The organism is Alloalcanivorax xenomutans (assembly GCF_900217905.1).
GTDB classification, from domain to species: domain Bacteria; phylum Pseudomonadota; class Gammaproteobacteria; order Pseudomonadales; family Alcanivoracaceae; genus Alloalcanivorax; species Alloalcanivorax xenomutans.
Genome location: NZ_OBMO01000004.1, coordinates 204,274 through 219,872 on the forward strand (window position 1 = coordinate 204,274; position 15,599 = coordinate 219,872).

The following is a 15,599-nucleotide window of genomic DNA, read 5'->3' on the forward strand; positions in this document are numbered from 1 at the left end:
GAAGTATCAATGGCCCAAAAGCTCACCTTGCAACAACTTGAATCCTTCCTCTGGGAAGCCGCCGATATCCTGCGCGGCAATATGGATGCCTCCGAGTACAAGGATTACATCTTCGGCATGCTGTTCCTCAAGCGCCTGTCCGATGCCTTCGAGGAAGCCCGGGAAACCGTGGTGCAGTACTACCTGGGCAAGGGCAAGACCCAACAGCAGGCCGAAGCGCTGGCCGATGATGAGGATGAGTACGACAAAACCTTCTACGTGCCAGCCACCGCGCGCTGGAATGCCCTGAAAGACCTGAAGCACGATATCGGTGCCGAGCTGAATAAGGCCACCGAGGCCATTGAAGAGTACAACCCTTCCCTGGAAGGGGTGCTGGTGACCATCGACTTCAACATCAAGAACAAGCTCACCGACAAGAAACTGCGTGATCTGCTCAGCCACTTCAGCCGCCACCGGCTGCGTAACGAAGATTTCGAGCGCTCCGACCTGCTCGGCACCGCCTACGAATACCTGATCAAGAAGTTTGCCGACAGCGCCGGTAAGAAGGGCGGGGAGTTCTACACCCCATCGGAAGTGGTGCAGTTGCTGGTGTCCCTGCTCAAGCCCCACGCCGGCATGCGCATCTACGATCCCACCGCCGGTTCCGGCGGTATGCTGGTACAAACCCGCAACTACCTGGCCTCCCACGGCGAGAACCCGTCCAACCTGTCCCTCTACGGGCAGGAGATGAACCTGAACACCTGGGCTATCTGCAAGATGAACATGTTCCTGCACGGGGTCTACAGCGCCGATATCAAGAAAGGTGATACCCTGCGCGAGCCGCAGCACACCGAAGCCGGCGCGCTGATGACCTTCGACCGGGTGATCGCCAATCCTCCCTTCAGCCTGAAGAAGTGGGGCAAGGAAGAGGCCGACAGCGATACCTATGGCCGCTTCCCCTACGGCACCCCGCCCAAGGACGCCGGCGACCTGGCCTTCGTCCAGCACATGATCGCCAGCCTCAATGCCGAAGGCATGATGGGTGTGGTCATGCCCCACGGCGTGCTGTTCCGGGGTTCCAGCGAAAAGGCCATCCGCCAGGGCATCCTCAATGATGATCTGCTGGAAGCCGTCATCGGCCTGCCCGCCGCCCTGTTCTACGGCACTGGCATTCCCGCCTGCCTGCTGATCATCAACAAGCACAAGACTGCCGAGCGCAAAGGCAAGGTGCTGTTTATCAACAGCGAGCTGGAATACGAGGAAGGCAAGAACCAGAACAAACTGCGCCAGCAGGATATCGCCAGGATCGTTCAGACCTTTGAGAACTTCGAGGAGATCAAGCGCTACTCCAGAGTGGTGCCGCTGGCCGAAATCGAAGAAAACGACTTCAACCTCAACATCCGCCGCTACGCCGACACCAGCCCGCCCCCGGAAATCTACGACGTGCGCGCCATCCTGCACGGCGGCATCCCGGTTCGGGAAGTGGAAAGTGAATACATCCGCGAAGAGATTCTGGAAGACTTTGATGTGTCTGCGGTGTTTGTGCGCCGTGACGATGGAGAGCCCTCAGCGGATGAAGGGTATTACGACTTCAAGCCGGAGATCGACAGCAAGGAAGCCATTCGTGAGGCCGTGGGTGAAGTGGATGCCAAAGTCATTACCCAGTTGGAGCGGTGGTGGGACAAGTATCGGGTATCACTGAGTGAGCTGGATGCCCAGGTGGCGGAAGCTGAAAGCGTGATGAAGGGGTATCTGAAGGAACTGGGGTATGTTTAGTTCAATACCTAAAGACTGGAAACGTGTGCCCCTATCTTCAGTTTCGGAAAGAATGAAACGGCGAAACTCTGCTGGTAATACCAATGTGCTTACCATCTCAGCTGTGCACGGGCTAGTTAATCAGAAAGACTTCTTTAACAAGATTGTCGCCAGCGATAACCTCTCCAACTACTTTCATCTTAAGAAGGGCGATTTTGCATACAACAAAAGCTACTCACACGGCTACCCGGTAGGCGTTGTTCGTAGGCTTGAAATGTATGATGAGGGAGTTCTTTCCCCCCTGTATATTTGCTTCTCCATGAAAGGAGAAGGCGTTGACGATAAATTCGCAGTCTATTTCTTTGATAGTCACTGGTTTGTCGAGGAGGTCAACGAAATTGCCAAGGAAGGGGCCAGAAATCACGGTCTTCTCAATGTAGGTGTTGGTGATTTTTTTGATCTGGACTTCGTGCTTCCCCCTCTCCCCGAACAACAAAAAATCGCAGCCATCCTGTCCTCCGTCGATGACGTGATCGAAAAAACACGCGCACAGATCGATAAGCTGAAAGACCTGAAAACCGGCATGATGCAGGAGCTGTTGACCAAAGGCATTGGGCATACTGCGTTTAAGGATTCGCCGGTGGGGCGGATTCCGGAGGGGTGGGATGTCCTTCCCCTCGATAGTGTGGTTAACAGAATTATTGATTGTGAACACAAAACTGCGCCGTATGTTGAAAGTTCAGAATATATGGTCGTTCGAACCAGCAATGTGAAGAATGGGCAGCTTGTTCGAGAGGATATGAGATTCACAACGGAAGGTGGGTTTAACGAATGGACAAGGCGTGCAGTGCCGTCAGTTGGGGATGTTCTATTTACAAGAGAAGCCCCTGCTGGTGAGTCTTGTATGGTTCCAGAAGGGGTGAAGGTGTGTATGGGGCAAAGAATGGTTTTGCTCCGGCCGGATTCAGAGAAAGTCTACCCATCCTTCTTTTCGCTATTTTTAACGTCAGAGCGTGCCAAGTTAGAAATTTATGAATTGTCTATCGGTACGACTGTTACTCGAATCAATATTGAGGATATAAGGCGAATTCTTTGTATTGTTCCGCCTTTAGAAGAGCAAAAAGCGATTTACTCAAAAATTCAGTCAGTCCAATTGCTGATCTCGGCAAAGGAAGAACAGGAAAAGGGGCAAAGCTCTATGAAAAAAGCCCTAATGCAAGACCTCCTTACCGGCAAGGTCAGAGTCAACGTCGATAACAAGGAGAACGCAGTCGCCTGATCGGCATGACTGCTCGTTATGTTTCAGGACGAAGCCGAAAAAGTCGAAATCCCGGCCATTGAGCAGCTGACCAAGCTGGGTTGGGTGTTTGTGCCCGGTGCCGAACTGGCACCGGAACAGCCGGGGGATGAACGCAGCTATTACCGCGATGTGGTGCTGGTGAAACGGTTGGAGGCCTCCCTACGCCGCCTGAACCCGTGGATCAGCGAGGATAACCTGCGCAAGGTGCTGCGCGAGTTTACCCACCCCAATTTCGCAGGCCTGATTGAATACAACCAGGCCCTGTGGGAAATGCTCTGCTGCACTGGCGATAACGCCCTGGCGGTGGAGCAGGATCTAGGTTCCGGCCGTAAGGGCCAGACCGTCACGGTGGTGGATTTCGATAACCCGGCCAACAACGACTTTCTCTGCACCAGCCAGTTCAAGGTGGAGGGGTTGAACCAGAATATCATTCCCGATATTGTCTGCTTCGTGAATGGCCTGCCGCTGACAGTGATCGAGTGCAAATCGCCCTATGTGGCGGATGCCATCGGGGAAGGCATCAACCAGCTGCGCCGCTACGCCAACCTGCGCCGCCCGGAAGACGACGAAGGGGCGCAGAAGCTGTTCTGGTATAACCAGTTGATGGTGTCCACCTGCCGGGACCAGGCCCGGGTTGGCACCATCAGTTCCATGGCCCAGCATTATGGCGACTGGAAAGATGCCTATCCCTATACCGATGCGGATATCCGCGGACTGTTGGCGTCGTCGGTAGACGGGAATAGGCAGTCAGCGATGAGCGAGCCTCTCGGCAGAAAATTGAGAGAGGTGCCCTCTGCCTTTTATTTAGAACAGGCCAAGGCCATTGCTGCGGGCAAGGGGACTGGAGAGTCTGGGCAGACTGATATCACTGCCCAGCAACGCCTGCTGATGGGCATGTTCAGCCGCGACACCTTCCTTGATCTGATCCGCAACTTCATCCTGTTCGAGCCGGTGGAAGGCCGCCTGATCAAGAAGGTGGCCCGTTACCAGCAGTACCGGGCGGTGAACAAGGTGATCGAGCGGCTGAAAAACGGCACCACCCGGAAAGAAAAGTCCGGCGTGGTGTGGCACACCCAGGGCTCGGGCAAGTCGCTGACCATGGTCATGCTGGCGGTGAAGATGCGCCGCGATCCGGAGCTGCAGAAGTACAAGCTGGTGTTTGTCACCGACCGTACCCAGCTGGACAGCCAGCTCTCCGCCACTTTCCGCGATGCCCAGAACGAAACCATCCATAACGCCAGTTCGGTGGCCAAGCTGAAGGAACTGCTCACCAAGGACGCTTCTGACATCGTCACCGCCATGGTACAGAAGTTTCAGGATGCGGAGGCGGAAGGCGACTTTACTGATCTGAACCCCAGCGACAAGATCATCGTACTGGCCGACGAGGCCCACCGCACCCAGTTCGGCGGCCTGGCCGCCACCATCAATGCGGCTCTGCCCAATGCCCCCAAGATCGGCTTTACCGGCACGCCGCTGCTGAAGACCCAGAAGATGGATCAGGCCTTTGGCGGCTACATTGACCAGTACAAGATCAATGAGGCGGTGGAAGACGGCGCCACGGTGCGCATCATCTACGAAGGCCGCCAGGCCCAGACCGAGGTGGTGGGCGAGTCCCTGGACAAGCTGTTCGACGAATACTTTAAGGACAAGAGCGACGACGAGAAGCGCGAGATTCGCAAGAAATACGGTGTGGAGCGGGCGGTGCGCGAAGCCCCGGCGCGGATTCGCTGGGTGTGCCTGGATCTGCTCAAGCACTACCGGGAGCGTATCCAGCCCAATGGCTTCAAGGCCATGGTGGTGGTAGGAAGCCGCCATGCGGCCACGGTGTACAAGAAGACCCTGGATGAGCTGGGGGCGCCGCTGTCCGAGGTGATTATCAGTGGCAGCCACAATGATCCGGGCTATATCGCCCAGTACACCGACAAGACCCAGCAGAAGCAGGCCATCGATGCCTTCAAGAAGCCCCTGAACGAAAATCCACTAACTTTCCTGATCGTGAAGGACATGCTGCTCACCGGCTTTGACGCTCCGATCGCCCAGGTGATGTATATCGACCGCAGCCTGAAGGATCACACCCTGATGCAGGCCATTGCGCGGGTGAACAGAACCTACAAGGGCAAGCAAGCGGGCTTTGTGGTGGATTACTACGGCCTGTCGGATTACCTCACCGAGGCGCTGGAACAGTTCAGCAGCGATGACGTGGAGGGCACCTATGTCACCCTGAAGGACGAGATCCCCAAGCTGAAGGCGGCGCATACGCGGGTGGCGCAGGTGTTTGCGGGCCTGAAAGGCTCCGATATCGATGACTACGTGCTGTTCCTCAAGGACGAAGACATCCGCCAGCAGTTCGAGCTGGCCTACAAGTGCTTTGCTACGCAAATGGATGTGGTGTTGCCCGACCCGGCGGCCAGGCCGTTTATTGCCGACCTGAAGCTGTGGGGCAAGGTGCAGAACGCCGCCCGCAACCGCTACCGCGACCCGGGCCTGAATATCGCCGACGCGGGCGAAAAGGTGCGGCAGCTGGTGGATGAGCACATCATCAGCACCGGCGTTGACCCGAAGATCCCACCGGTGGACTTGATGGCGGCCAACTTCCGTGAATCCGTGGAGCAGATCAAATCCCCGGAATCCCGCGCCTCCGAAATCGAGAGCGCCATCAAGCACCACATCACCGTGAACCTGGAAGAAGACCCGGAATACTACAAGTCCCTGAGCCTGCGCCTGCGCGACATTATCGAGAAGACCAACGGCAAGTGGGAGCAGCAGCTGGAGCTGCTGCTGGACATGGTTGGCACCCTGGAAAGCGAGCACAAACAGGCTGCGGAAGATCTGGGGCTTACCGAAACCGAGCTGGCCTTCTACAACATCCTCATGGCGGAGGTGGCGCAGCACAGTGGCGACGAGGTGGTAGGCGAGAACGTGGAGGACGAGATCAAGGCCACCACCCAGGCGCTGGTGGAGATGTTCGACGAAGCCACGCAGATCGTGGATTTCTTCAAGAAGCCGGACGAGATCAAGCGCATGAAGAAGGCCATCAAACGGGCGATCCTGGATTGTTCCTTTGGCGACAAGGCCATCGTGAATACGGTACAGGAGCGGTTTATGGATCTGGCGAAGACGAAGTTTCAGTGATGCGTTTGACCAAGCCTGAATACAGAGAGGCCAAAGGCTTTATTGCTGAGGTGATCCGCACCAACCGAAAGAAGTCCGCGGACATTCGGGTGGAAGAGGGGGCGGTAACGGTAGTAGTGCCCATCGAGACTTCTTTGGAGCGCATTGATGACCTGTTGGCATCCAAGCGTCGCTGGATTAAGGAAAAGATCGCCCTCCACCAGGAAATGGCCCCGCCCAGCTGCAAACGATATGTCTCTGGCGAGTCTTTCTCCTACCTGGGCCGCAACTACCGCCTTAAAGTGGAAAAAGGGCCTTTTGCCCCGGTCAAGCTTGTGCAAGGTCGACTGGTCGTGTCCGTTCCTCAAGGGGCGGAACAACCCCGCATGATCCGCAATGCCCTGGTCCGGTGGTACAAGCGCCAAGCCGAGTTGAAGCTAAGGGAAAAAGTCGCCCGCTGGGCACCCCAGGTTGGTGTCGCACCTACCGGCGTGACCATCAAGACCTTCAAATCCCGCTGGGGTAGTTGTACCTCCAAAGGTGAGCTGCAATTCAATTGGCGGATCATGATGGCCCCGAACCGGATGGTGGATTACGTGGTGGTTCATGAGCTTTGTCACCTGATCCGTCATGACCACTCGCCGGAGTTCTGGGCGCAAGTGGGGAAGGTTCTGTCGGACTATGAGGAAAACCGGGAATGGTTGAAGCGGAATGGGTATGTGGTAACGGCTCTATAGGCGCCAATCGCAGGGCGTGGAAGTTGGATCCGCCGAATGCTTATCGCCCAAGCCCCAAGGGTGGACAATGCCATTTGGTAGAGCTATAAAACTGACCATATGGACAGTTTTATAGTTTGGGGGTAAGGAAACATGAAACACCAATTTGGGGGTATATGGACTAGGAAGAAATTGACGGTTCTGGAAGCGTACTTGCGTTTCTACGTTACCGCACTCAAGAATCAGCCTTTTAAACTGCATTATGCGGACGCCTTTGCTGGTACCGGCTCCCATTCGCCGGCTACCGTGGAGAATCAGGATATGCTGATTCCCTATGAAGACTTCAAAGGCTCGGTGGAAGTGGCGCTTTCGGTTGATCCCGCTTTCCACCAGTATCATTTCAATGATCTGAACCCGGCTCACATCGCGGAACTTGAGGCTATCAGGGATCGGCATCCCTACAAAGAGATCGAGATATATCAACAGGATGCCAATGCCTTTGTGCCTGCTTTCTGCTCAAGTCTGAGTGGGCGCGATCGCGCGGTCCTGTTCCTCGACCCATACAGTACCCAGCTTGACTGGTCCACGTTGGAGCATGTGGCGATAACAGAAAAGGTCGACCTTTGGCTGCTGTTTCCCATTTCTGTCATTCTGCGGATGATGCCCCGAGATGGGGACCGGATCAGGCCAGAGTGGCGTGAGACGCTGAATCGGCTTCTCGGTACGGACAAGTGGGAGGAAGCGCTTTACAAGCCGGTTGACCTGCCGATGATCGGTGATCTTTTCGGTGATGGTGATCCGACGCCCGTGGCGGAAAGGACCAATGTGGATGAGTTGCAGAAATGGGTGAGGGCGAGGTTGGGCGAGCTATTCCCTTATGTGGCAAAACCGGTTTTGCAAAAAAACAAAGGGAGGCCGCTCTTCCTGTTTTTCTTTGCTGTTTCCAATCCGGAGCCGAAAGCGTGGGGGCTGGCCGAGAAAGCGGTCTCCCATATTATCGAAAAGGATGTAGGTGGTGATGTGCCATGAGCAAAATCGAATGGACGGAAAGAACCTGGAATCCGGTGACTGGCTGCACCAAGGTGTCTCCTGGCTGCAAGCATTGCTATGCGGAGACCATGGCGAAACGCCTGCAGGCGATGGGCGCTCCCGGTTATGAGAATGGATTCAAGCTTAGTCTGGTTCCCGAGCGCTTGAATCAGCCCCTTCAGCGTCGCAAACCCACCATGTACTTCGTCAATTCCATGAGCGATCTGTTTCAGGATGGCGTGCCAGAGGCCTTTATTGATCAGGTGATGGACGTTATTCGTGCGACCCCGCAGCACACCTATCAGATACTGACGAAGCGCAGTGGGAATATGCGTGATTATTTTCTGACCAGGCCGGTTCCGGAGAATGCCTGGCTTGGTGTCTCCGTCGAAGACAAAAAGTATGGCAAGCCTCGCATTCCGGATCTTCTGGCGATCAAGGCAAAAACACGCTTCTTATCGATCGAGCCGCTTCTTGAAGGGTTGGGCCGGTTAAAGCTGCAAGGCATCCACTGGGTTATCGTGGGCGGAGAGTCGGGTCATGGGGCCCGCCCCATGAAGGAAGAATGGGCATTATCCATACGTGACCAATGCGAACGCGCCGGTGTGGACTTTTTCTTCAAGCAGTGGGGGGCGTGGGGCGAAGACGGCAAGCTCCGTAACAAAAAGGCAAACGGGCGAACGCTGGATGGCAAGGTTTGGGACATGATTCCGACGGTGGCGATGGCTTGAGGGGCGAGGGCCTGATTAGCTCTGGGGGCGGCTTGCCGGCGAACGAAGACGGTAAAGAATTCGCTTGCAAGCGGAGCGCCGCCCGGCAAGCTTCCTACCGTTGTATCACCCTCTCCCCCGGCCCCTCTCCCCTCAAGGGAGAGGGGGGTTAAAAGAGCGTTAGACCTTCAGAACCGCCAATCCACTTTCCCCCAGAACATCCGTCCCGGTTCGTTGATGCGGGTGTCCGCGGGGAAGCCGAAGCCGGCGTTGCCGGCCAGGTTGAGGTGTTCGGCGTAGGCTTTGTCGAACAGGTTGTCGACGCCGGCGCTGACGGTGAACTGGTGGTTGATGCGGTAGGCGGTGTTGAGGGAGAAGACGCCGAAGCCGTTGCTGTCGCCGAGGTCGCGGCCGACCACGTTGCCTTTGTTGTTGGCGGTGCGGTGTTGGGCGGCGACCAGCCGCCAGAGGGCGCCGGCGCTCCAGTTGCCTTGTTCGTAGGTGGCGGTGAAGCGGGCTTCCAGCGGCGGCATTTGCGGCAGCGGTTCGCTGTCGTCGCGGTTGCGGCCCCAGGCGTAGGCGAGGGTGGCGTCGCCGCTGAGGTTGTCGGTGAAGCGGTAGCGGGCGCCGAGTTCGGCGCCGGCGATGTGGGCGTCGATGTTATCGGCGTCGGTGCTGTAGCCCATCATGCCGCTTTGGTAGGTGAACAGGATGTAGTCGTTGATCTGTCCCACGTAGGCAGAGGTCCAGGCTTCCAGGTTGCCGTTGCGGTACTGGCTGCCGATGTCGAGCTGGGTGGTTTTTTCCGGTTCGATGGCGTCGAAGGCGTTGAGTGATCCGGCCGGGCCGCTACCGGGGGAGAACAGTTCCCAGTAGTCGGGGAAGCGTTGCACGTGGCCGATGCCGATGTAGTAGTTAGTGTTCTGGTTTAGATCCGCTTCATAGCGCAGGAAGCCGCTGGGCAGGGTGTCGCCGCGAGTATCGCCGGCGGTGGCGCTGTCGGCGGCGTCGCGGAAGTCGCGCACTTCGTTGCGGTCCAGGCGGGCGCCGGCGACGATGCGGCCGTTGTCGGTGACGGCATGGGTGACTTCGGTGAAGGCACCGTACTGGTGGAAGTCCGCGTCTTTGTCCCAGGCTTCGCCGCGATAGGAGTCCACGCCCATGGCGCTGCGTTTGCGGTGTTCGCTGGATTGGGCGTCGACGCCGGCCAGCGCTTCCCAGCCGTGACCGCGCCAGGTGAGTTTGAAGCGGCCGCCGAGGGTGCGACGGTCCACGTTGGAGGCCATGGGGCCGGCCATCATGCCGGTGCCGGACGGGGTGCGCAGGCTGTAGTTGTCCATCACGTGGTCGGCGTAGTTGTAGTAGACGCGGCCGTCGATTTGATCGAGCACGGCACCCAGATTACGGAACTCGAAGCGCATCCCCAGGCTTTCCCGTTTGAACTGGCTGCCGTCCATGCCGCGGCCGGCGTAGCGGGCTTCGCCGTCGCCCTTGCCGGCGCTCAGTTCGATGACGCTGTCGGCGTTGGGCGTCCAGCCGAGCACCACGTCGCTGTTCCATTTCTTCCAGCGTGAGGGCACGCGGTCGCCGTTGCCGTCCTTGTAGTCGTCGGCGCGGGCGTTGTTGCCGGAGAGCCGCAGGTAGCCCAGCGGGTTGCCGAGGGTGGCGTCGATGCGCTGGTCGTTGCGGCCGTGGGAGCCCAGCAGCCATTGGGCGTCCACCAGGGCGTCCGCTTCGCTGAAGTATTGCGGATCACGCTCGAACAGCACCGTGCCGGCGGAGGCGCCGGGGCCCCACTGCACGCTTTGCGGGCCTTTGATCACGGTGAGTTTGTCGTAGTTTTCCGGGGCGATGTAGGAGCTGGGGGCGTCCATGCGGCTGGGGCAGGCGCCGATCATTTCGCCGCCGTCCACCAGCAGGTTCAGGCGTGAGCCGAACTGGCCGCGCAGTACCGGGTCGCCATTGCTGCCGCCGGAGCGGATGGCGGAGAAACCGGGGATGGTTTTCAGGTAATCGGTGGCGTCGCTGGCCGGCACGGGTTGGCGCGGCTGTTTCGGGTTGGCCTCGATTACCGGTCCGGCAGTGGGCGCCACGCCGGTGACCACCACCGGGGCCAGCAGGGGCGGGGTTTGCTCGTCGTCGGCCAGCGCCGGAGCGGAGAAAGGAAGCAGCCCTCCGAGTAGGGCCGGGCCCCAAAGGCTCCGTCGTTGAATCAGGCGCAATGCAGGAGAAGAAAAGTGAGAAGGTGTATTCATGATCCCATCCAAGAAGTCAGTACCCGGGCACTCCGTCGGCCACCAAACACGGTGACAAAGTCGGCGCAGAGCCTAGCATCGAGGGGGATGGGACTCACTGCGGTGTTTTGCCGCGCTGTCCTTATCGTCACTGATTCAAGCTGGCGCTGTATTTGCATCGGTTCTTGTCGCGGTCTATTCGCCAGCAAGCTGGCTTCCCACAGCGGCTAAAGAATGAGGGTTTTCAGTTTTTCGCTGTCTGCTGTCAATTATCAGGTCTACAGCGGCGTTGTGCCCCTGTGGGAAGCTAGCTTGCTAGCGAATGGCGAAGGACTCAGGTATCAGGAGGGCAGGGTATGAGGAAAAACCCCGTGGTCGGCGTGCGCCGGCAGCGCGCCTTGCCGTTCCGGCCGTTCTGGCAACGCACCGCTTTTGCTCACCAGTTGTTCTGATCCGCTCCGAAATCGCGCTTTTGTTGTTTCCTTTTCCGCGTTTTCGGAGTGACCAATGACAACCTTATTGATCGACCGTATCGACTACCTGGCAACCTTCGATGATCAGCACCACGAGTGGCGCGATGCCGCCATGCTGATCCGTGACAACCGGATTCTGTGGGCCGGGCCGCGCACGGAGAAACCAGACCTTCCGATGGACGAGACCCTGGACCTGAGCGGCCATGTGGTGATGCCAGGGATGGTGAACACGCATCATCACATGTACCAGAACTTCACCCGGGTGATGGCCCAGGACGACGCGCTGTTCCCCTGGCTCAATACGCTTTACCCGATCTGGGCACGGCTGGACGACGAGGCGATCTATCTCAGCAGCAAGGTGGCCATGGCGGAGCTGTTGCTCTCTGGCTGCACCACCGCCGCCGACCATCTTTATATGTTGCCCAATGGCGCCCGCCTGGACAGTCAGATCCAGGCGGCGGGGGAGATGGGCATCCGTTTTCACGCCGCCCGCGGCGCCATGTCCCGGGGGCAAAGTCAGGGTGGTTTGCCGCCGGACAATTGTGTGGAGAAGGAAGAGGACATTCTGTGTGACGCTGAACGTCTGATCGGCCGTTACCACGATGCCGGCCGCCACTCGATGCTGCGCCTGGTGCTGGCGCCGTGCTCGCCGTTTTCGGTGACGCCGGAGCTGATGCGGGACGCCGCCCGGCTGGCCCGGCGCCACCAGGGCGTGCATCTGCATTGCCATCTGGCCGAGGAACTGGATGAGGAGGACTACTGCCTGGGCCAGTACGTCATGCGTTCGGTGGCGTTTGCGGAGTCGGTGGAATGGCTCGGTGAGGATGTGTGGTTCGCCCACGGGATCTTCCTCGACGACGAGGAGATCGCGCTGCTGGCCCGCACTGGCACGGGTATCACTCACTGTCCCAGTGCCAACATGCGTTGCGGGCAGGGCATTGCCAAGGTGCGCCAGCTATTGGACGCCGGGGTGCCGGTGGGGCTGGGGGTGGACGGTTCCGCCTCCAACGATTCCAGCAATCTGTTCCTGGAGGCGCGCATGGCGATGATGCTGCAACGGGTGGCGCCGGCCCGTTACCGTTCGGAAGCGCCGGGCGGGCGCGGCGGCTTCGGCGGCGACCCTGGCGCGCTGTCGGCCCGGGAGGCGCTGACTCTGGCCACCCGTGGCGGCGCACGCTTGCTGGGCCGGGATGACATCGGTTATCTGGCACCGGGGATGAGCGCGGACTGGGTGGCGGTGGATATGAACCACCTGTCCTTCGCCGGCGCGCAGCGGGACCCGCTGGCGGCGCTGGTGATGTGCGGGCCCTTCCTGGCCAGTCAGGTCATGGTCAATGGCCGGATGCGGGTTCGCTACGGGCAACTGCTCGACACGGAACCGGCGGCGCTGATACGGGAACACGCCCGGGTCATGACGCGTCTGTATCAGTGACGCCTCTGTATCGGTAGAGGGAGCAGCGGGGCTACGGCTGTTTCGACGCCCAGATCGCCAGCTTATGCTGGATCGACTGCTGAGAAACCTGGTCCTCGGGCAGCGGCTGGATGACCTTGTCATGAACCAGCAGGCGGTAAATGTACTCCAGCTTCAGTGCCGCCGAATCGGTGGGCTCGAACTCGACCACGCCCCGCTTCTCGCCATACTCCATGCCGAGTGCGATGGCTTTCTTGACCCATTCCTTCTCATTCTTGAGCTTTTTCATGATGACTCCGAAGGCCAGGGGCTACTTACGGCCCAGAGTAACAAAGCCGATGGAAGGATGCCCTGTGTTTCCCTTCGGTTTCGGGGCGCCAGTCCGTGAACCGGTGGCCGGTTTGCTGGATCACCGGTGGGCAGCGTAGGTAAAGTCCGCCATCATGGATGGCGATTTTTTTGATCTTCTCTGAACATCAGGAGTCACCATGACCATACCCGAGCAGGTCACTGCATTGGCCGACACCCTGCGCGAACGGGGCCTGCGCGTGGCCACCGCCGAGTCCTGCACCGGCGGCGGCATCGCCCGCGAAATGACGGAACTGGCCGGATCCTCGGACTGGTTCGAATGCGGCTTCATCACTTACTCCAACGAGGCCAAGCAGAGCATGCTGGGTGTCTCGGAAGCGATTCTGGCCAGCGCCGGCGCGGTCAGTGAACAGACCGTCCTGGCCATGGCCCGGGGCGCGTTGGGGCGTTCCCGGGCGGATCTGGCGGTGGCGGTGAGCGGCGTGGCGGGGCCCGGCGGCGGCAGCGCCGATAAGCCGGTGGGCACGGTGTGGATCGCCTGGGCGCAGCAGCCGGACTGGGCCCGCGCCGAGCGATTCCACTTCGACGGTGATCGTGGGCAGGTCCGGCATGCTACCATCGCCGCCGCCCTGGAAGGGCTGCTGGCCCGCCTCGAATAAGGGGGGGGGTTGCAGTGGCGCGGGACAGTGTCCATAATGCTGTCCTTATAGACAGTGCTGATCAAAGGGTCAGGCCGAAGGACGCTCGCCGGCCAACGATCAGCAGGCTCTTGCCAGGGCACATGCCGGTCAGCGGCGAGCCACGGCGTCATTAAGGAATAAGCGGAATCCAGGAATAAACGGACAGGGGTCATTCAATGAGCGATAAAGGTAAAGCACTTTCCGCGGCACTGTCGCAGATCGAGCGGCAGTTCGGCAAAGGTTCAGTGATGCGCATGGGCGACCGCAAACGCGAGCGCATGCCCTCCATCTCCACCGGATCCCTGGGCCTGGATATCGCCCTGGGCATTGGTGGTCTGCCCAAGGGCCGGATCGTGGAAATCTACGGTCCTGAATCTTCCGGTAAAACCACGCTGACTCTGAGCGTTATCGCCCAGGCCCAGCGCAAAGGCGCCACCTGCGCTTTCGTCGACGCCGAGCACGCGCTCGACCCGGATTACGCCGAGAAACTGGGCGTCAATGTGGACGACCTGATTGTGTCCCAGCCGGACACCGGTGAGCAGGCACTGGAAATCACCGACATGCTGGTGCGCTCCGGCGCGGTGGATGTGGTGATCGTCGATTCCGTGGCGGCGCTGGTGCCGAAAGCGGAAATCGAAGGCGAAATGGGCGACGCCCACGTGGGCCTGCAGGCCCGCCTGATGAGCCAGGCGCTGCGCAAGATCACCGGTAACGTGAAAAACGCCAACACCCTGGTGGTATTCATCAACCAGATCCGCATGAAGATCGGTGTGATGTTCGGCAATCCGGAAACCACCACCGGCGGTAACGCGCTGAAGTTCTACTCCTCCGTGCGTCTGGACATCCGCCGTATCGGCGCGGTGAAGCAGGGCGACGAGGTGACCGGTAACGAAACCCGGGTCAAGGTGGTGAAGAACAAGGTCTCGCCGCCGTTCAGACAGGCTGAGTTCCAGATCCTTTACGGCCAGGGCATCAACCAGCTCGGCGAGGTGCTGGACCTGGGCGTGCAGCAGGGCCTGGTGGACAAATCCGGCGCCTGGTACGCCTACCAGGGCAACAAGATCGGCCAGGGCAAGCAGAACGCCTGTGATTATCTGGCCGAGCATCCAGAGGTAGCGGACGCCATCGAGAAGGAAATCCGGGCACGCCTGTTGGGTACACCGGCGGAAGAGAGCGCCGAAAATGCGGCCCAGCCAGAGTCCACGGAAGAGTAAAGACGGCGCCCCGGCCCCCGCCGATGCCGCCCAGGGGCGCCAGTATGCGGTCAGCTTGCTGGCGCGCCGGGATCACTCCCGCCACGAACTGCGCGCCAAGCTGACGCGCAAGTTCGGCGCGGCGCTCTGGCTGGACGAAGTACTGGCTTGGTGCGAGGAGCAGGGCTTCCTGGATGACCGGCGTTTCGCCGGTTTTTTTGTCCGTTCAAGAATCGAACGGGGACAGGGGCCGCTGCGCATTCGCGCCGAACTGCAACAGAAAGGGGTGGGGGAGGCGCTGGTTACCGAGGCGCTGAGTGAAGCCGAGTGCGATTGGTTCGCCCTTGCCACCGAGGTCCTGGGCCGGCGTTTCCGGCATCCGCCGGCGGACCAGAAGGAAAAAGCCAAACAGCTGCGTTTTCTACAGGGCCGCGGCTTCGATGCCGAGCAAAGCTTCCATGCCCTGGATCAGCAACGTGAGCAGGACTGAGCCAAAGCCCCACCTTGAAGACCTGAACTTAGCGGTCGCTACAACGCCGCTGTGGCAGCTTGCTGGCCGGGATTCGACAGCAGGCTGGCTCCCACGGAGGGAACTACAACGCCACTGTAGATACCGTCTCTCTCCCTACCCTGCAAGCCGTCTCTAAGCGACTTGCGGGGTATAGGCCTGCTGATGCTTGATCACCCCATAGGCGATTT

The 15,599-nt window shown here is 59.4% G+C and carries 12 protein-coding genes; 10 read left to right on the forward strand and 2 right to left on the reverse strand.

The annotated features are described in order from the left end of the window. Window positions 1-9: 9 nt before the first annotated feature. The 6 genes from CRO06_RS04935 to CRO06_RS04960 all read left to right on the forward strand — a co-directional run bounded on the left by CRO06_RS04935 (window position 10) and on the right by CRO06_RS04960 (window position 8,621). Entirely contained in the window at window positions 10-1,755 is a 1,746-nt protein-coding gene (locus tag CRO06_RS04935; RefSeq protein WP_097057862.1) for a type I restriction-modification system subunit M, read from the forward strand. Then, window positions 1,748-3,013 carry a restriction endonuclease subunit S gene (locus CRO06_RS04940; protein ID WP_097057863.1) on the forward strand — a complete coding sequence of 422 codons (1,266 nt, stop codon included), beginning with the start codon at window positions 1,748-1,750 and terminating at the stop codon, window positions 3,011-3,013. Before CRO06_RS04935 ends, CRO06_RS04940 begins: the two co-directional genes overlap by 8 nt. A gap of 18 nt (window positions 3,014-3,031) precedes the next feature. Then, on the forward strand, window positions 3,032-6,166 hold the full coding sequence (locus CRO06_RS04945; protein WP_097057864.1) for a type I restriction endonuclease subunit R: 3,135 nt from the start codon (window positions 3,032-3,034) through the stop codon (window positions 6,164-6,166). After that, entirely contained in the window at window positions 6,166-6,882 is a 717-nt protein-coding gene (locus tag CRO06_RS04950) for a M48 family metallopeptidase (protein WP_097057865.1), read from the forward strand. Before CRO06_RS04945 ends, CRO06_RS04950 begins: the two co-directional genes overlap by 1 nt. A gap of 132 nt (window positions 6,883-7,014) precedes the next feature. Then, window positions 7,015-7,890: a three-Cys-motif partner protein TcmP gene (gene tcmP / locus CRO06_RS04955; protein WP_097057866.1), complete on the forward strand. Its 876-nt coding sequence runs from the start codon at window positions 7,015-7,017 to the stop codon at window positions 7,888-7,890. Further along, complete coding sequence (locus tag CRO06_RS04960) at window positions 7,887-8,621, forward strand: DUF5131 family protein (RefSeq protein WP_097057867.1); 735 nt, start codon at window positions 7,887-7,889, stop codon at window positions 8,619-8,621. The genes tcmP and CRO06_RS04960 overlap by 4 nt, the downstream gene beginning before the upstream one ends. A 167-nt stretch (window positions 8,622-8,788) precedes the next feature. Here CRO06_RS04960 and CRO06_RS04965 read toward each other — a convergent pair whose 3' ends face one another. Beyond that, complete coding sequence (locus CRO06_RS04965) at window positions 8,789-10,855, reverse strand: TonB-dependent copper receptor (RefSeq protein WP_218839869.1); 2,067 nt, start codon at window positions 10,853-10,855, stop codon at window positions 8,789-8,791. A 486-nt stretch (window positions 10,856-11,341) separates the two neighbouring features. Between CRO06_RS04965 and CRO06_RS04970 the strand changes: the two genes are divergently transcribed. Beyond that, on the forward strand, window positions 11,342-12,739 hold the full coding sequence (locus tag CRO06_RS04970) for an 8-oxoguanine deaminase (RefSeq protein WP_097057869.1): 1,398 nt from the start codon (window positions 11,342-11,344) through the stop codon (window positions 12,737-12,739). Window positions 12,740-12,770: 31 nt separating this feature from the next. Here the strand turns inward: CRO06_RS04970 and CRO06_RS04975 are convergent, their stop codons facing one another. Further along, window positions 12,771-13,007 (reverse strand): DUF5062 family protein, encoded by a 237-nt coding sequence (locus tag CRO06_RS04975; protein WP_014995436.1) that lies wholly within the window; start codon window positions 13,005-13,007, stop codon window positions 12,771-12,773. 199 nt (window positions 13,008-13,206) lie between these two features. Here CRO06_RS04975 and CRO06_RS04980 point away from each other — a divergent pair, with 199 nt between their 5' ends. The 3 genes from CRO06_RS04980 (at window position 13,207) to CRO06_RS04990 (ending at window position 15,390) form a co-directional block, all read left to right on the forward strand. After that, complete coding sequence (locus tag CRO06_RS04980) at window positions 13,207-13,686, forward strand: CinA family protein (protein WP_097057870.1); 480 nt, start codon at window positions 13,207-13,209, stop codon at window positions 13,684-13,686. 197 nt (window positions 13,687-13,883) lie between these two features. Further along, entirely contained in the window at window positions 13,884-14,921 is a 1,038-nt protein-coding gene (gene recA / locus CRO06_RS04985) for a recombinase RecA (RefSeq protein WP_022995256.1), read from the forward strand. Next, window positions 14,890-15,390: a regulatory protein RecX gene (locus tag CRO06_RS04990; protein ID WP_097057871.1), complete on the forward strand. Its 501-nt coding sequence runs from the start codon at window positions 14,890-14,892 to the stop codon at window positions 15,388-15,390. Before recA ends, CRO06_RS04990 begins: the two co-directional genes overlap by 32 nt. Window positions 15,391-15,599: the final 209 nt, after the last annotated feature.